The sequence below is a fragment of the Coprococcus sp. TF11-13 genome (assembly GCF_003481085.1).
Classification (GTDB): Bacteria; Bacillota; Clostridia; order Lachnospirales; family Lachnospiraceae; genus Coprococcus; species Coprococcus aceti.
In genome coordinates this window covers 127,969-145,378 of sequence record NZ_QUKK01000007.1, presented here as the reverse complement: position 1 = coordinate 145,378, position 17,410 = coordinate 127,969, and the positions used below count along the sequence as shown (strand labels likewise).

The window sequence follows — 17,410 nt, the reverse complement described above, 5'->3', positions numbered from 1 at the left end:
AAAAGGTACAGAAAGATATGGCATTTGTTGCCATGTACACTGTATATATCTTCCGTTTCTCCGTGATCAGGTGAATAAGTTAATTTAAAAATATGGACAGGCTGTCGCCTGACTTATAGATTAAGTCGGGTGACAGCCTTTTTGTATACAAAAACACATAATCCCTATTGACATAGTAGGAAATAAGTTGTATACTCCAACATGTTGACAGACAATTACTACATATCAGATAGGATATATGTGGATTGACAATGAGATCCATTGGACAGAACGAGGTTCAATAGACGGGAGGTGGACAGATGCAACAGGTGTTGTGCTTTGGAGATTCCAATACATGGGGATACAATCCTGAGAATGGAGAGAGATTTCCCTGGGGGATCAGATGGACCAGTATATTGCAGCAGAAGCTGGCAAATAAAGATATAAGGATCATAGAGGAAGGTCTCTGTGGAAGAACAACAGTGTTCGAGGATCCACTGAGACAGGGAAGGAAGGGCGTGTCGCTGTTCCCCACTCTGCTGGAGACACACAAACCGGAGAATATAGTGATCATGCTTGGAACAAATGACTGTAAGACAGTGTTCTCTGCATCGCCGGATGTGATAGGCAAGGGAATACGGAGACTGCTTATTCAGGCAAAACAGTATTCAGCGGACAGCAGGATACTTCTCGTATCGCCGATATATTTGGGCGAGCAGGTGTGGAAGGATGAATTTGATCCTGAGTTCTCACCGGAATCCGTTGAGGTGTCAAGAAAACTCACAGATGTGTACAGGAAGATAGCAGATGAGTTTGGTGTGGAATTCCTGGCGGCATCATCCGTGGCGGACAGCAGCGAGGCAGATCAGGAACACATGAATCCTGAGGGCCATGCAGCACTGGCAGGAGCGATAGAGGAAAAGATTTATCAGATGGCCTGTTAAGAATTATATAGAAAATAATGTACAGTATATAAAGATAGTAAAGAATCAAGAAAGAACATAGAGACTTGAAAAAAGTAAAAAAAGAAAGGAAACAAAATCATGGCAAAGATAGCATCACAGTTAACAGAACTTATAGGAAATACTCCACTTCTGGAGCTTACAAATTACGAGAAGGAGCTTGGCCTCAAGGCACACATCGTTGCAAAGCTTGAGTATTTTAACCCACTTGGCTCAGTAAAGGATCGTGTGGCAGCAGCCATGATCGAGCAGGGAATAAAGGATGGCCTCATCAATCAGGATACAGTCATCATTGAGCCTACATCAGGCAATACAGGAATCGGACTTGCATTTGTATCAGCAGCAAAGGGCCTTCACCTGATACTCACCATGCCGGACACCATGAGCGTTGAGCGTAGAAAAATCGTGTCAGCTCTCGGTGCTGAGATTGTGTTAACACCGGGCAGAGAGGGAATGAAGGGAGCCATCGCCAAGGCAAATGAGCTCAAAGAGCAGTACGGCAATGCATTCATCCCACAGCAGTTTGAGAACAAGGCAAATCCTGCTATCCACAAGAAGACAACGGCGGAGGAGATCTGGAGAGATACAGACGGAAAGGTAGATGCATTTGTATCAGCAGTAGGAACAGGCGGAACAGCCACAGGAACAGGAAGCGGACTTAAGGAGCACAACCCGAATGTCAAGCTGATAGCAGTTGAGCCTGCTGATTCACCTGTTCTCTCAGGCGGTGCACCTGGCCCACACAAGATTCAGGGAATCGGAGCAGGATTCGTACCTGGCGTTATGGATCTGAGCATCGTGGATGAGATCATCAGGATCCAGAACGATGATGCATTTGACACATCAAGAAAAATAGCAAAGACAGATGGTGTTCTGGTTGGAATATCCGCAGGTGCGGCACTCTATGCGGCAACTGAGCTTGCAAAGAGACCTGAGTATGAGGGCAAGACCATCGTGGTTCTCTTCCCGGATACAGGAGAGAGATACCTCTCAACATCACTGTTTAACCTGTAATTAGGAGAAAAATATGAGACTTGGGAAAAGAGTATTGCTTCTGTCCATGGCGGCGGTGCTGGCGATAGGCGTGGCCGGCTGTGGCGGGAAGAAGGATGATGTTATCACAATTACAAATGTTTCGTATGACCCGACGAGGGAGCTGTATGAGCGATACAATGACATGTTCGAACAGTATTACAAAGAGCAGTACGGACAGGACATCAAGGTCATCCAGTCTCATGGAGGTTCCGGTTCACAGGCCAGATCGGTTGTGGAGGGCTGTAATGCAGATGTTGTCACACTGGCACTTGAGCATGACATTGACCTCATATCAGCAAATGGCCTGATAGATTCAGGCTGGATAGATGAATTTGACAAGGGCTCGGCGCCGTACACATCCACGATCGTCTTTCTGGTTAGAAAGGGAAATGACAAGAACATACAGGACTGGAACGATCTGGTGAAGGACGATGTGGAAGTCATAACACCTGATCCGAAGAGCAGCGGTGGTGCCTGTTGGAATTTCCTTGCGGCACTTGCGTATGCGAGGGAGACGTACAGTGATGAAAATGATATATGGCAGTTCATGAAGAAGCTTTATCAGAATGTGTCGGTCATGGATTCGGGAGCCAGAGGTTCGACGACCACATTTGTGGAGAATGGCAAGGGTGATGTGCTTATAGCCTGGGAGAATGAGGCGATAGCAACCCTGAAGGAATATCCGGAGGATTACGAGATAGTTAATCCGTCGGTGAGTATACTGGCTCAGCCGAGTGTGGCGGTTGTCGATGACAACGCAAAGCTGGGTGGAACAGAGGAGGTCAGCACAGAGTATCTGAAGTACCTGTACAGCGATGACGCTCAGAGGCTTGAGGCTGAGAGCGGCTATCGCCCGACAAATGAGAAGATACTTGCAGAGTATGCAGACGTATTTGATCTGGACATCAAGCAGTGGACCATAGATGATTTCGGAGGCTGGAACAAAGCCTATGAGGATTTCTTCGACGACGGAGCAAAGTTTGATGAAATTTACGATTATTAAAATGGATTGGAAGACGAGATGGCAGCAGAGGAAAATGGCAAGAAGGACAAACTGAATAATGCAAAGAAGACCAGAGTTATCCCGGGATATCATCTGACGCTTGGAATAGTCATTGCCATGCTGTCGCTGATAGTTCTGATCCCGTTGGCATCGGTGCTGGTGTCATCGCTGAAGCTTTCGCCGGGTGAATTCTGGCATCTGCTTCTGAAGAAGAACGTGCTGAATGCATTTAAGACCAGCATCGGCTGTTCGTTCATAGCGGCGATAGTCAACACGGTGTTTGGTCTGATAATAGCGTGGACACTGGTCAAATACGATTTTCCCGGCAAGAAGATACTGGACGGATTCATAGAGCTTCCGTTCTGTCTGCCAACGGCGGTTGCCGGTATCACACTGTCGAGACTTTACAGTGAGGATGGATTCCTTGGAAAGCCGCTTGCGGCTCTTGGAATAGATGTTGCATACACAAAGATCGGACTTACCATCGCCCTTGTATTTGTGGGGATACCATTTGTCATAAGGGCGGTGCAGCCGATACTTGAGAAGATGGACAACCAGTACGAGGAGGCGGCCTACATGCTGGGAGCCACACCGAGAAGAACATTCTTCATGGTCATACTTCCAGAGCTCAGACCGGCACTGCTGACCGGATTCGGATTAGCATTTGCCAGAGGAATCGGAGAGTATGGCAGTGTCATCTACATATCGGGCAACAGCGCAAAGGAGCAGACGCAGGTCATATCATACGTGATCATGCAGAAGCTCAGCTACATAGACTATGCCAGCGCAACAGCCATAGCACTGGTGATGCTGGTAATATCATTTGTACTGCTTTTTGCGATCAACATAGTACAGCTTAGACAGTCCAGAAGAACAAATTTATTATAACTTTTCATAAGGAGGGGCCCGCGTTAAGCGGGAGGAATCCTTGTGAAGCACGCAGACGCCGCGCGAAGCGCATTTTAATGCGTCTGCTCAATAAGGAGGAGACACGGAAAATGAGCGAGCAGGAAAAGCTGCAGCGCGGCAAGCGTAGGACAAAGATAATACTGATAACCGTGACGGTGCTTTTCATAGTGCTCATGCTTGTTGTTCCACTTATATCGGTGATAACAAGTGCGCTGAAGGAGGGCTTTAAGTTCTACCTGCAGTCCATCACGACAGAGTACGTGATAAGCGCGCTTGGAGTCACACTTATTGCCACAGTCATAGCTGTGGTGGTAAACACATTTTTCGGAATATGTGCGGCATGGCTGCTGACAAAGTTCTCCTTCAAAGGCAAGCAGGTGCTGGCAACATTGATAGACATTCCGTTTTCCATATCACCTGTCATCGTAGGTCTTGCCTACCTCATGACATTTGGAAGACTCGGATGGACGTATCCGGCGATCAGATGGATCAATGATATGCTGGGGACAAACATCAGGATAACATTTGCAGTTCCGGGCGTTGTGCTTGCTACCATATTCGTGACATTCCCATTTGTGTCAAGGGAGCTTATCCCGGTGCTGAACGCGCAGGGTAAGGACGAGGAGGAGGCTGCGGCGCTCATGGGAGCGAAAGGCTTCACGATATTCAGAAGGATAACACTTCCCCAGATGAAATGGGGACTCATATACGGAATAATTCTCTGTACCGCCAGAGCACTCGGCGAGTTCGGTGCGGTAAATGCACTGTCCAAGACAAGGGGCGGGACATTTACACTTCCACTTGAGATTGATGCGCTGTACATGTCGGGAACGGAGGAATCCATCACAGCAGCATTTGCTGTATCGTCCATACTGGTGATCATAGCGGTCATAATATTGTTCCTGAGAAATCTGCTTGAGTACAGAGCGAAGAGGAAACGCGCTTATGAACGAAGTTCATAACTCTCATGCGCGTGACGACCTGCCGCTGAGCGGAGGCGAGGGGGCGATACCCGAAAAAGGGCGATATCCGATAAGGGCGAAGTGAGATAGTCTGCATATGGGATGGCTTGCAGGAGTTTCGAAAGATAGATCAGGTGCGGAAGAATAAGAGAACAAAAAGGAGGCTGACGACATGTACGTCGAGATGAAAAATATATATAAGAAATATGGAGATTCCCTGGCGTCCAACAATGTCAGCTTTGGTGTGGAGAAGGGCAAGCTGGTGGCGCTTCTGGGACCGTCGGGAAGCGGAAAAACGACACTTCTCCGAATGATAGCCGGACTTGAAAATCCAAATTCCGGTGACATATACATAGACGGCAGGCGTGTAAATGATATACCAGCTGCGAAGAGAGGAATAGGATTTGTATTCCAGAATTATGCACTGTTCCGTTACATGACGGTATTTGACAATGTGGCATTTGGACTTGAACTCATGAAGGTTCCAAAGAAGGAGATCAAGAAGAGAGTTATGGAGCTTCTGGAGCTTACAGGGCTGTCAGGTATGGAGAAGAGATATCCGAATCAGCTCTCAGGCGGACAACGGCAGAGAGTGGCATTTGCCAGGGCGCTGGCACCGAATCCACAGGTGTTGCTGCTGGACGAGCCATTTGCCGCGATAGATGCAAAGGTCAGGACGGAGCTTAGAACCTGGCTCAAGGAGATGGTTGAAAAGCTTGGCATAACGAGCATATTTGTCACCCACGATCAGGATGAGGCTGTGGAGGTTGCGGATGAGATCATCATCACCAACCACGGACAGATAGAGCAGATGGGATCGCCGATGGAGATATACAAGACACCGTCCACACCGTTTGTGGCACAGTTCATCGGAAGGTCAACTGTTGTGGAGGACTACGAGAAGCTCAAGGGTTTTGACAGGGTGCCGGGAGCGGACAGGGCGGTCATCAGACCGGAGTTCGTCAAGATATCCAAGAGCGGCAGGCTGGATCAGTACCAGAGTGCGGCGGAGTCGGGGATAGTCAAGGATGTGCTGTTCCGCGGAAGCCATCTGGACGTCACGGTGGATGTCAACGGAGTGGAGATCGTCGCCGAGAGATCCATGGAGAAGGATGTCGTAAAGCCGGGGGAGCAGGTCCACGTTCTCATCTACAGGCTGTATGTATTTGATGAGAATCAGACATATCTGCTGGAGAACAAGGCAATGCAGGATAACGATGTATTCTACATCTAATTATAAAAGTGATTGGAGAGAAAATATGGGTATTGCAAACAGGAAAATACTTCATACGGACATTTTGATAATCGGTGGTGGTACGGCGGGCTGCTATGCAGCGCTGACTGTCAGAGAGCATTCTGATTATTCCATCATCATCGCCGAGAAGGCAAATATAAAGAGAAGTGGATGTCTGGCGGCGGGAGTGAACGCCATCAACGCATACATAGTGAAGGGCAGAAAGCCTGAGGACTATGTGGATTACTGCAGGACAGACGCTGACGGGATCGTCAGAGAAGATCTTTTGCTTTCTATGTCACAGGGGCTGAACCGTGTAACAGACAAGATGGAGAAGCTGGGGCTGGTTATCCTCAAGGATGAGAATGGAGAGTATGTTGCAAGGGGCAACAGAAATATCAAGATAAATGGCGAGAACATGAAGCCACTGCTGGCAAAGGCGGTGGAGGAGCTTGACAACTGTCAGATACTGAACAGAGTCAACATCACGGACTATATAGTTGAAAATAATCAGATCCTCGGGGCATTTGGATTCTCCATAGAGGATAAAACAGCCTACGAGATCAGAGCAAAGAAAGTGCTCTGTGCTACAGGCGGTGCGGCGGGACTTTACAGACCGAACAATCCGGGATTTTCGAGACATAAGATGTGGTATCCGCCGTTCAACACCGGAGCGGGATACGCAATGGGAATAAATGCCGGAGCGGAGATGACCACATTTGAGATGAGATTCATAGCACTCAGATGTAAGGACACCATAGCCCCAACTGGAACTATAGCCCAGGGTGTCGGCGCTAAGCAGGTCAACTCACTCGGTGAGGTATACGAGAACAAATACGGACTCACCACGTCTCAGAGAGTGTACGGAACGGTGAGGGAGAATATAGAGGGAAGAGGTCCATGTTACCTGAGAACAGAGGGCATCACCCCTGAGCAGGATGACTCATTGAAGAGGGCATACCTCAACATGGCTCCGAGCCAGACTCTCAAATGGCTTGAGTCCGGTAAGAATCCGAGTGAGCAGAATGTGGAGATAGAGGGCACAGAGCCTTATATAGTCGGCGGCCACACGGCGAGCGGTTACTGGGTGGACAACGACAGAGAGTCCACAATACGCGGACTGTTCGCAGCCGGAGATGTGGCGGGCGGATGTCCACAGAAGTATGTGACCGGAGCGATGGTTGAGGGAGAGATAGCAGCCATTGCCATGGTAAAGCAGCTTGACGAGGGATACCTTGATCCTGAGCTTGACGAGGAGACAGCATTTGACAGAAAGATAGAAGAGTATGACCATTTCCTCGATACCGACGAGAAGATGTTCACATACGAGGCGATAGAGGAGGCCATGCAGAAGGTCATGGACAACTACGCCGGAGGAATATCCACCCATTACCAGTTCAACGAGAAACAGCTTGAGCTGGCAAAGGAGAAGATAGAGCAGCTCCAGAAGCTTGTATGGCACATAAGTGCCCATGACATGCACGAGCTCATGTTTGTGTATGAGGTGAAGGAGAGACTCACAGTTGCACTCTCTGTAATCGCACACCTGAAGGACAGGAAGGAGACGAGATGGCACAGCTTTGCTGAGAATCTGGACTACCCGGAGAAGAGCAAAGACTGGGAGATATTTGTCAACTCAAAGATGGTGGACGGCGAGCTTAAGATGATACATCGTGAGCTAGGCAATATGTGCCAGATCCCCGAAGGAAATCTGGCATGCAGCGTCAGCCCCTCGCCGAAGGCGACTTCAAATGGGCTGATGTTCCAAGGAAAGGGGGATGTATATGAGCATAGTGATAAATAAAGAGCTTTGCAAAAACTGCGGCAAATGTGCAAATGTCTGCCCGGGTTCCCTCATAAAGAGAGATGAGGATGGACAGATATTCATGAAATACCCAAAGGATTGCTGGGGATGCTCATCCTGTATCAAGGAGTGTGCATTTGACGCCATCTCATTATATCTCGGAGCTGACATCGGCGGAATGGGAAGCCGGATGTCGGTGGAGAACAAGGGAGATCTGCTTCTGTGGAATATCCGAAAGATGGATGGCACCACAGACCAGATAGTGATAGACAAGAAGGAAGCTAATAAATATTAAAAGATAAAAGAAGAAAGGTTGGTATAGATATGGGTACATTATCACATCTTGACGAACTGGAGGCAGAGGCGATATACATCATCCGCGAAGTTGCTGCGGAGTGTGAGAAGCCTGTTATGCTTTACTCCATAGGAAAGGACAGCTTGGTAATGCTTCATCTGGCACTCAAGGCATTCTATCCTGAGAAGCCGCCATTTCCATTTTTACATGTAAATACAACATGGAAGTTCAAGGAAATGATCGAGTTCAGAGACAAGACAGCGAAGAAATATGGACTGGACATGATCGAGTACATCAACGAGGAGGGTGTCAAGAAGGGCATCAACCCATTTGACCACGGCTCAGCATACACAGATATCATGAAGACACAGGCGCTCAAGCAGGCTCTTGACAAATACGGTTTCACAGCAGCATTTGGCGGCGGACGTAGAGACGAGGAGAAGTCCCGTGCGAAGGAGAGAATCCTCTCATTCAGAAATGCTCAGCATGCCTGGGATCCAAAGAACCAGAGACCGGAGATGTGGAAGCTGTTCAACACCAAGATCCAGAAGGGCGAGGAGGTCAGAGTATTCCCACTTTCCAACTGGACAGAGGCTGATATATGGGAGTACATAGAGCGTGAGAACATAGAGATCCCATCACTGTACTTTGCAAAGGAGAGACCTGTTGTATATCGTGACGGAAATATCATCATGGTCGATGATGACAGAATGAAACTCAGACCTGGTGAGAAGATAGAGTACAAGAGTGTTCGTTTCAGAACTCTCGGATGCTATCCGCTGACAGGCGGCGTGGAGTCCACAGCGGACACACTCCCTGAGATTATCGAGGAGACGCTCAGTGCGGTATCCTCAGAGAGAACCACCAGAGTTATTGACAACGAGGCAGCAGGCAGCATGGAGCGTAGAAAGAGGGAGGGATACTTCTAAGATGAGTGGATTACTTAAATTTATAACATGCGGAAGTGTAGATGACGGAAAGTCAACACTTATAGGACATATATTATATGATTCAAAGCTTTTATATGCAGATCAGGAGAAGGCTCTGGAGCTTGATTCCAAGGTAGGAAGCCGTGGCGGTGCCATCGACTATTCACTTCTTCTGGACGGACTGATGGCAGAGCGTGAGCAGGGTATCACCATCGACGTTGCATACAGATATTTTACAACGGACAAGAGAAGCTTCATCGTGGCAGATACACCGGGCCATGAGGAGTACACAAGGAATATGGCGGTTGGAGCATCATTTGCCGACCTGGCAGTCATCCTCATAGATGCAAAGCAGGGCGTGCTGGTGCAGACCAGAAGACACGCAAGGATCTGCGCGCTGATGGGAATCAGATACTTTGTATTTGCGGTAAATAAGATGGACCTTGTCGGTTACGATGAGAAGCGTTTCAATGAGATCGTAGAGCAGATAAATGAGCTGTCATCAGAGCTCAGCCTGCCAAATATCACTATCATCCCAGTGTCAGCTACAGAGGGTGACAACGTGACAAAGAAGTCAGAGAACATACCTTGGTATGAGGGCCCAGCACTCCTTACATACCTTGAGGATATAGATATCGCAGAGGATAACACAGAGGCAGGATTCTATATGCCTGTTCAGAGAGTGTGCCGTCCTGACCACACATTCAGAGGTTTTCAGGGTCAGATCGAGGATGGTGAGATCCACGTCGGAGACGAGATCAACACACTCCCAAGCAACGAGACCGCAAAGGTCAAGAGCATCCATGTTGGATTTGACACAGTGGACTCAGCACAGAAGGGACAGCCTGTAACAATACAGCTTGACCGTGAGGTTGATGTGTCAAGAGGATGTGTGCTCACAGTTGATTCAGGTGCAAAGGTTGCATCTTCAATCACCGCAACACTTCTCTGGATGGATGACGATGAGCTGTACAATGGCAAGAACTTCTTCGTGAAGCTCGGAACCAAGATGATCCCTGGTACAGTTACACACATCGATTACACCATAGATGTAAATACAGGTGAGCAGAAATCAGCAGACACCCTTTCCAAGAATGGTATCGCAGTCTGCAGGATCGCATTTGCCGACAGGATCGTGGTTGACGAGTTCAAGAAACACAAGACTCTTGGAGAACTCATACTCATCGATCGTGTAACAGACATGACAAGTGCCTGCGGTGTTGTCGAGGAGGTTCACGCTGAGGAGACCGGACTTTACGAGGGACGCGTGGATAGAAATGTGCGTGCAGCAATCAAGGGACAGAAGGCTGTCATAGTTCCATTTGCTGCAGGCAATGTCACAAGAGATTTTGTTGAGTCGGTAGAGAAGAAGCTCAGCATCGACGGACGTCATACATATCTGTACGCTCCAGATATCCGCGAGGATGTAAATGCTGTATTAAAGCATCTTCACCACGCAGGAATCATCGTACTTCTCTTCGCAAGCGAGCAGCAGATCGCAGGAATCAAGGTAGAAGGCGCCGAGGTCTACAGCGGCGATTGGAATGCTGACGGCGAGCTCGACGCAGACGAGATTGCAGATGAGATCCGCAAGGAGTCTGTATACGATGCGGCTCAGGTTCACGATGGAAACTACATCTAAAAAAGATCGCGTAGTAATATAATAATAAAGCGAAGGACGGAGGTGTTTTATGCCTTCGTCCTTCGCTTTTGTATAGAAAGTAGTAATATGAAATATTTATTTGTCAGAACCTTTAAGTCTGGCTATTTCTGCCCTTAATTCGGCAAGCTCGTTGTCCTTGTCGGCGAGCTTCTTGTCTTTGTCGGCAATCTCCTTATCCATCTCAGCCATACGTTTTTCCATCCTGGCTTTCTCTTCCCGAAAAACATCCACAAATGTAATAATCGACTGTTCCACCATATCCGTAACCTCCTCGGTCTCTTCAAACTGGGAATATAGGCGAGTATAAAGCATCTGAGTAAATCTGTATAGTTGTGCTCCATCCTCAGCTGTTATATTCCCAAGTTCCACGTTCTTGTCTATGCTACCCATTATATCTGTTTTGATGAGGCTTTTCAATGAGGCTATATTCTCTGGTGTACGTGCTTTCTTATTCCTCAGCTTTTCGCGGAGTTTCAGAATGTAGAATGGAATCAGGATGATCATTTTCCTGTCGTTTATTTCCTTTACGGAGCAGGACGTGAGTTTTGTAACAGGGACGTTGTAGGTTATGTTCTGGGTATGCCCGAATCCCACCTGCAACGAATATGTATCAGGTACTGATTTTGGTACATTGCTCAGATATATCACACAGGGTTCAGGAAAATGAATTCGATATACCTGACAGCCCTCTTCGTCCTGCAGTATCTCCTTAGTCTGATCTGCATATCCCGCTCCATATGAAAATACACGGAATACAATAGAATCATCCTTTTTCATCTGCGCTTCCAAATGATATGCATCGGAATTGTTGATTACGAGTATGGTGTCGGCCAGAGTTGTGGTCATAGAATTCTGATTATCGTGAACATTTTCAGTCCAGTGATAAGATACTGTTGAGTTTTCCGGATCGTAAAACATGTTGAACAGGCCGTTAATCATGTTGATCACAGCTTTCGAGGACAGCGTGAGAATCTTCTTGAAGATGCTGTCATAAAGTTTTCTTGTTGTTGGCAAGAGTGTTCCTCCTTAGTATTTTATCCGGCCGGTAGGCACACTTTAGACCATTCAAATCGCTGTGTCAATAGGTTTTGGCAAATGCGTTTATAAAGCGCAGAGTGACGCTGTGAGTGGAAAAATAAGGGGGAAATGGGAGGTGATTTTACTATTTGTATAGTAGACGAGGGAATATGTTTTGCTCCTGTTTTGTTTGATTTTCTTTGATTGACATGGTGCTCTATGTTAGATTATAATAATATATGTCATAATAACTATTATAACATACCAAGAATAAAAAGGTTAATGTGACAAGGCTGCGCATTCGTGCGTATGCCGAACCTATCCCATTCATTCGTTATGAGTGAATGGGATTTTTTGCAATAATGACAGAGGGAGGAGAAAAGTATGCGAAAGAAAATTAGATATGTATTGGGGCTGGATATTGGAATTGCGTCTGTTGGATGGGCAGTTCTTTTACTGGATGGAGAAGACAATGTATGCGGGATTGTGCGTGCTGGAGTACACACGTTTGATGAGGTTACTGTAGGGAAAGAAAAAATAACGGCGACAGCAAATAGAAGAGGGTATAGATCTGGAAGAAGGCTTGTACGTAGAAAGGCACATAGAATACAGCGAGTGAAAAGCCTATTGCAGGAAATGAATATAGTCTCAAAAAAGGATATGGATGAGTATTACTCAGGAGCAGTTGAGGATGTGTATTTCCTCAGGTGGGCTGCAATTCAGGATGAACCAGTATATATACTGAATAATAGAGAACTGGCACAGCTTCTTATATATTTTGCCAAACATCGTGGGTATAAGAGTACTGCAGTGCATGAGCAGGAGGATGAAGACGACAAAAAAGTTTTATCAGCAATTTCTGAAAACAAAAAATATATGCATGAGCATGGATATCGTACAGCCGGGGAAATGATATATAAGGATGCTAAATTTAGACAAAAAAGGTGTGGAAGCAGTGAAGAAAATGAATTGCTAGTGGCACGAAATTCGGAGGGAAACTATAGTAATTCGATTAGCAGAGATTTGCTTGTTGAAGAGGTTCGGATAATATTTGAAAAGCAGAGGGAATTAGGTAATACTCTCGCGACAAAAGAATTAGAAGAACGATTTTTAAGCATTATGCAGAGTCAGAGGAATTATGATGAAGGACCAGGTGAAGGAAGTCCATATGGAGGTAATCTGATTGAAAAGATGGTTGGTGAATGTACATTCGAGAAGGGAGAGAAACGAGCATGTAAAGCCTCGTATACATCGGAGCGATTCGTACTGCTTGAAAAAATAAATCATCTGCGAATTTGTACTGCCGACGGGGATGAGAGACCACTTAATGAGGATGAAAAGAGTGCAGTAATAAAGCTTGCATATAAGACTAAGGTGGTAAAATATAATGCTATACGAAAAGAACTAAAGCTTGATTTGGAAGAACGATTTGGAGGCTTGACATATTCTAAGGTTAATAATGGTGACTTTAAGCAAAGGATATTGGATACAGAAAAAAAGAGCGACTTTATTTCGCTTAAATATTGGCATGAAGTAAAAGATATTTTGAATTTATCTTATAAGGATTTGACGGAAGAGCAAAAACAGTTGATGGATTCTGTGGGTAAGGTGTTGACATATTACAAATCGGAAGAAAAAAGACGAGAAGAATTATCAGATTTATCGGTAAATCAAGCGCAGATAGAAAAAATGTTAAAGCTGAATTATGCAAAATTTCATAACTTGTCGTTTAAGGCAATGAAGAAGCTGATGCCTGAATTGGAAGCTGGTTATTCATATATGGAATCATGTTTACGGGTGGGATATGACAGCTTAAGTACAGACGGCGTGAAGACAAAATATATTTCAAAAGAATTATTGAATGAGGCAGTGGACAAAATAATGAATCCCACGGTCAAACGTGCTGTTCGTAGAACTGTACGGATTCTAAATGAAATAGTTAAGCTATATGGTAGCCCGGTAGAAATTCACATTGAAATGGCAAGGGATTTGCCACATTCCGGGGAGGTAAAAAAGAAAATTGCCACTGCTCAAAAAAATAATAATAAAGAGAAGAAAGAGGCAATAAAGTTCATAAGTGAGAATTTTGGAAAGATTGAAAGTGATATACGTCGGAAAGATATACTGAGGTATCGTCTTTGGAAGAATCAGAGTCAGATGGATCTGTATTCGGAAAAATTAATACCAGTTGAGGATATACTGGATTATGAAAAATATGAGGTGGATCATATTATCCCATATAGCCGTTCGTTCAACGACAGCTTTAATAATAAGGTGCTCGTAAAAAAGAAGGATAATCAGGACAAGAAAAACCATACACCGCATGAATATATTGGACATGACGATGAGGCATGGAACAAATTCGTAAAAATGGTTAATAATTATGTGTTAAGTCCTGGAAAGAGAAAAAATGCGCTTACAAAGTCATCTGATTCTGATGAATGGCGATCTAGAAACTTAAATGATACGAGATATACAACTAAGGTAGTTGCAGATTTGATTCGCAGACATTTGGTATTTGAACCATATTTTAATGGGGCTAGAAATAAACATGTATATCCTCTAAACGGAGGTATAACAGCCAGACTTAGACATGAATGGGGGCTCGAAAAGGATAGAGAGAAAAGTGATAAACACCATGCTCAGGATGCAATTGTGATTGCGTGTTGCACGGAAAAAATGATCTGGAAAATGAGTAATATATATAAGCAAGAAGAGTTGGGTGGCGTTGTTCGAAAAGGGAATAAGCTTGTTGATAGGAGAACCGGCGAAATATTAGAAACAACAGCACTGCCGTGGAAATGGTTTCGAGAGGAAGTAGAGATGGTTATGGCAGATCATCCAGAAGATTATATCGAGAGGGCAAAAGATAGAGGCTACATGGGTGATATACCTAAGCCGATTTTTGTATCACGACTTCCAGTGAAGAAAAAGACAGGGGTAATAAGCGAGAATACTATTCGGGCTGTTGATGAGGCGAGTTCAAGAACTGTAGAAAAAACAAGCCTTGACAAGCTAAAGCTGATAGCGGTGAATGGCAAAAAGCAGATTAAAGATTATTATCGACCAGAAGACGACGTGCTACTATATAATAAATTACTTGATAGACTAATTCGATATGGAAATGCAAAAGATGCATTTGCAGAGCCATTTTATAAACCTAAGAAGGATGGATCTGATGGCCCGATTGTAAAAAAAGTTAAACTCTATGTAGGAGTAGCTGATGATCAGGTTAAGGTTAGAGGAAGAGGTGAAGATATAGATAGAGAAGGAGTCAAAGATAGAGGAGGGATGTACCGATGCGATATATTCAGGAAAGATGGCAAATATTATATGATTCCGGTATATTATAAAGATTTATATTTGCACAGGATGCCAACAAAGGCTGTAGTTGCCCATAAGGAGACTGCTGATTGGAAGAAAATGGATGATAAAGATTTCCTGTTTAGCTTATATCCGGATGACCTTATAAAAGTACAAAAGAAAAATAAAGAAATAGAAAATGGTTATTATAAAACCAGTGATCGCTATTCTGCAGGGATAAGCTATGTACAACATGATCTCGGCGCGAAGACTTATGTGAGGTTGTGTATACAAAATCTAGCAATTTTTGAAAAATTAAATGTTGATATACTTGGAAATATATATTCTTGTTCCAAAGAAGAAAGAGAGTGGTTATAGGTGGCATATCGTAATATCATTGTGACTAGAAATATAGGGATTTCTGTTCATAATTATCAATTGGCAATCGGAAATGAAGATATGTGTGTGCCGCTTGAGGATATAAACTGTCTTGTGCTTGAACATGCGGGAATTATGATTTCAAGTGGAGTCTTGCAGCGGTTAAGTGAGAATGGATGTCTGGTTTATATATGCGATGAAAAGCATCTACCATCTACAGTTGTTCTTCCTATGGCAAGACATAGCAGACATTTTAAGATGCTCACTGCGCAGCTTGCGATAACAAAACCAAGACAAAACAGGATATGGCAGCAAATTGTAAAACAAAAGATAGCTAATCAGGCGATGTGCTTAAAATTGTGCGGCAAAAAGAATGCCGATCAATTATACAATATGACAAAAAAGGTGCAGTCTGGAGATAAGACAAATGTAGAAGCGCAGGCAGCAGCATTGTACTTTAAAAGCTTATTTGGCAACGACTTTACTCGGAGAGATGACAACGGAATAAATGCGGCACTTAACTATGGATATAGTATATTGCGAGGTCATATATCTAGGTCAATAGTATGTTATGGGTTTGAGCCTTCTATTGGAATTAATCATCATAGCCAGCTGAACAATTTCAATCTTGCAGATGATTTTATTGAGCCGTATCGAGCAATTGTTGATTATTTTGTTTATACACAGCTGCATATGGAAGAAGGAAAAGAGCTAAGCAAAGAGATGCGGTATCAATTGGTGGATATTGTGAATTATGACATGGATATACATGGAGAAAAACATGTAATACATCATGCCATAGATAAAATGGTAGCGAGTTATAATTCTATTTTGATGGGTAATAAGGATGAACTTGAGATCCCAGAATTGATAGAGCTGGAAAGACATAATTATGAGTAAATTTATGAGATTGATTGTATTTTTTGATATTCCAACAAAGACGAAGAAGGATAGAAGATGCGCATACAGTTTCCGCAAATTTCTGTTGAATGATGGATATTGTATGTTGCAATATTCGGTATATGTTCGTGTGTGCAATGGGATGGATGCGGTAAGAAAACATGAAGGGCGTCTGAATGAAAATCTTCCAGAAACGGGTTCTGTAAGAATGTTGGTTCTCACGGATAAACAGTATTCTTCGATGAAAATACTGGTGGGAACAAGAAAAAAAGAAGAAAAAGGTAGCACAAATTTGCTGGATATCATATGATTTTTTAACGTGAAAAAGCTAGGATTTGTTGAAAATCCTAGCTTTTTTGCTATCCTATTATAACATACCAAGAATAAAAAGGGAAATATGACAGGGTAATCATATACTTGCGTGTATTCGTCATTATAACATACCAAGAATAAAAAGGGAAATATGACGAGCATCGGACAGGTGATTGATAAGATCAATTATAACATACCAAGAATAAAAAGGGAAATATGACAAAAGCTTGCAAATAATATAGTAGGAAGTATTATAACATACCAAGAATAAAAAGGGAAATATGACTGATTGGTTTAAATTCATCAAGTGCAAGAAGATTATAACATACCAAGAATAAAAAGGGAAATATGACATCGGTGATTCCACTCCAAGGAACATTAGAATTATAACATACCAAGAATAAAAAGGGAAATATGACTTCCACAATGTAGCATTCCATGAAATAATAACATTATAACATACCAAGAATAAAAAGGGAAATATGACTTTGACATGTACATGTATGCCAAGTGATTATTATAACATACCAAGAATAAAAAGGGAAATATGACTGAGGTCGTTTTGCCATCTTATGAGAATAATTATAACATACCAAGAATAAAAAGGGAAATATGACTATAAGTGGTACATTGTTCGATACATTTTCATTATAACATACCAAGAATAAAAAGGGAAATATGACTCACCACCCTGTTTAATAACTGCTTCTTGCATTATAACATAC

14 protein-coding genes and 1 CRISPR repeat array (1 of these 15 cut by a window edge) are annotated in these 17,410 nt (G+C 44.0%); of the genes, 13 read left to right on the top strand and 1 reads right to left on the bottom strand.

The window, feature by feature from the left end; genetic code table 11:
• The first annotated feature begins 299 nt into the window (after nt 1-299).
• From DXD11_RS11980 to DXD11_RS11935, 10 genes are all read left to right on the top strand, one after another.
• Nucleotides 300-923 carry a GDSL-type esterase/lipase family protein gene (locus DXD11_RS11980; RefSeq protein ID WP_118758488.1) on the top strand — a complete coding sequence of 208 codons (624 nt, stop codon included), beginning with the start codon at nt 300-302 and terminating at the stop codon, nt 921-923.
• Between the two features lie 99 nt (nt 924-1,022).
• Nucleotides 1,023-1,955, top strand: coding sequence for a cysteine synthase A (gene cysK, locus DXD11_RS11975; protein ID WP_118758487.1), 933 nt, complete (start codon nt 1,023-1,025; stop codon nt 1,953-1,955).
• A 13-nt stretch (nt 1,956-1,968) separates the two neighbouring features.
• Entirely contained in the window at nt 1,969-2,979 is a 1,011-nt protein-coding gene (locus DXD11_RS11970) for a sulfate ABC transporter substrate-binding protein (protein ID WP_118758486.1), read from the top strand.
• Between the two features lie 18 nt (nt 2,980-2,997).
• Nucleotides 2,998-3,867, top strand: a complete 870-nt coding sequence (gene cysT / locus DXD11_RS11965) for a sulfate ABC transporter permease subunit CysT (RefSeq protein WP_118758485.1) — start codon at nt 2,998-3,000, stop codon at nt 3,865-3,867.
• A gap of 110 nt (nt 3,868-3,977) precedes the next feature.
• A complete protein-coding gene (locus tag DXD11_RS11960) occupies nt 3,978-4,850 on the top strand; it encodes a sulfate ABC transporter permease (protein WP_004851742.1) in 873 nt (290 codons plus the stop codon).
• A 172-nt stretch (nt 4,851-5,022) separates the two neighbouring features.
• Nucleotides 5,023-6,084 (top strand): ABC transporter ATP-binding protein, encoded by a 1,062-nt coding sequence (locus tag DXD11_RS11955; protein WP_118758484.1) that lies wholly within the window; start codon nt 5,023-5,025, stop codon nt 6,082-6,084.
• A gap of 25 nt (nt 6,085-6,109) precedes the next feature.
• Entirely contained in the window at nt 6,110-7,888 is a 1,779-nt protein-coding gene (locus tag DXD11_RS11950) for an adenylyl-sulfate reductase subunit alpha (RefSeq protein ID WP_118758483.1), read from the top strand.
• Nucleotides 7,869-8,183 carry a 4Fe-4S dicluster domain-containing protein gene (locus DXD11_RS11945; RefSeq protein ID WP_118650012.1) on the top strand — a complete coding sequence of 105 codons (315 nt, stop codon included), beginning with the start codon at nt 7,869-7,871 and terminating at the stop codon, nt 8,181-8,183. Before DXD11_RS11950 ends, DXD11_RS11945 begins: the two co-directional genes overlap by 20 nt.
• Nucleotides 8,184-8,212: 29 nt before the next feature.
• Nucleotides 8,213-9,112, top strand: a complete 900-nt coding sequence (gene cysD, locus DXD11_RS11940; protein WP_118758482.1) for a sulfate adenylyltransferase subunit CysD — start codon at nt 8,213-8,215, stop codon at nt 9,110-9,112.
• Between the two features lies 1 nt (nt 9,113).
• The gene (locus DXD11_RS11935; protein ID WP_118758481.1) at nt 9,114-10,754 is read left to right on the top strand and encodes a sulfate adenylyltransferase subunit 1; all 1,641 of its coding nucleotides are present in this window, start codon (nt 9,114-9,116) and stop codon (nt 10,752-10,754) included.
• A gap of 96 nt (nt 10,755-10,850) precedes the next feature.
• On the opposite strand, the gene DXD11_RS11930 is transcribed toward DXD11_RS11935, so the two are convergent.
• Entirely contained in the window at nt 10,851-11,789 is a 939-nt protein-coding gene (locus DXD11_RS11930; RefSeq protein WP_118758480.1) for a hypothetical protein, read from the bottom strand.
• A gap of 387 nt (nt 11,790-12,176) precedes the next feature.
• On the opposite strand from DXD11_RS11930, the gene cas9 reads away from it, so the two are divergent.
• From cas9 to cas2, 3 genes are read left to right on the top strand one after another with little or no spacing between them, the layout of a single operon-like run.
• Nucleotides 12,177-15,473, top strand: coding sequence for a type II CRISPR RNA-guided endonuclease Cas9 (gene cas9, locus DXD11_RS11925; protein WP_118758479.1), 3,297 nt, complete (start codon nt 12,177-12,179; stop codon nt 15,471-15,473).
• Nucleotides 15,474-16,373, top strand: a complete 900-nt coding sequence (gene cas1, locus DXD11_RS11920; protein ID WP_118758478.1) for a type II CRISPR-associated endonuclease Cas1 — start codon at nt 15,474-15,476, stop codon at nt 16,371-16,373.
• Nucleotides 16,366-16,683, top strand: a complete 318-nt coding sequence (gene cas2 / locus DXD11_RS11915; RefSeq protein ID WP_243105860.1) for a CRISPR-associated endonuclease Cas2 — start codon at nt 16,366-16,368, stop codon at nt 16,681-16,683. Before cas1 ends, cas2 begins: the two co-directional genes overlap by 8 nt.
• Before the next feature lie 56 nt (nt 16,684-16,739).
• Nucleotides 16,740-17,410: direct repeats of the CRISPR family, unit length 36 nt; unit sequence ATTATAACATACCAAGAATAAAAAGGGAAATATGAC; it runs 24 nt beyond the window's last position.

Bases quoted from the DNA above. Each gene is read 5' to 3' on its own strand.
- DXD11_RS11970 (WP_118758486.1), top strand. From the start codon at position 1,969: ATGAGACTTGGGAAAAGAGTATTGCTTCTGTCCATGGCGGCGGTGCTG.
- DXD11_RS11935 (WP_118758481.1), top strand. From the start codon at position 9,114: ATGAGTGGATTACTTAAATTTATAACATGCGGAAGTGTAGATGACGGA.
- cysK (WP_118758487.1), top strand. From the start codon at position 1,023: ATGGCAAAGATAGCATCACAGTTAACAGAACTTATAGGAAATACTCCA.
- cysT (WP_118758485.1), top strand. From the start codon at position 2,998: ATGGCAGCAGAGGAAAATGGCAAGAAGGACAAACTGAATAATGCAAAG.
- DXD11_RS11945 (WP_118650012.1), top strand. From the start codon at position 7,869: ATGAGCATAGTGATAAATAAAGAGCTTTGCAAAAACTGCGGCAAATGT.
- cas9 (WP_118758479.1), top strand. From the start codon at position 12,177: ATGCGAAAGAAAATTAGATATGTATTGGGGCTGGATATTGGAATTGCG.
- DXD11_RS11960 (WP_004851742.1), top strand. From the start codon at position 3,978: ATGAGCGAGCAGGAAAAGCTGCAGCGCGGCAAGCGTAGGACAAAGATA.
- DXD11_RS11950 (WP_118758483.1), top strand. From the start codon at position 6,110: ATGGGTATTGCAAACAGGAAAATACTTCATACGGACATTTTGATAATC.
- cysD (WP_118758482.1), top strand. From the start codon at position 8,213: ATGGGTACATTATCACATCTTGACGAACTGGAGGCAGAGGCGATATAC.
- DXD11_RS11955 (WP_118758484.1), top strand. From the start codon at position 5,023: ATGTACGTCGAGATGAAAAATATATATAAGAAATATGGAGATTCCCTG.
- DXD11_RS11980 (WP_118758488.1), top strand. From the start codon at position 300: ATGCAACAGGTGTTGTGCTTTGGAGATTCCAATACATGGGGATACAAT.
- cas2 (WP_243105860.1), top strand. From the start codon at position 16,366: ATGAGTAAATTTATGAGATTGATTGTATTTTTTGATATTCCAACAAAG.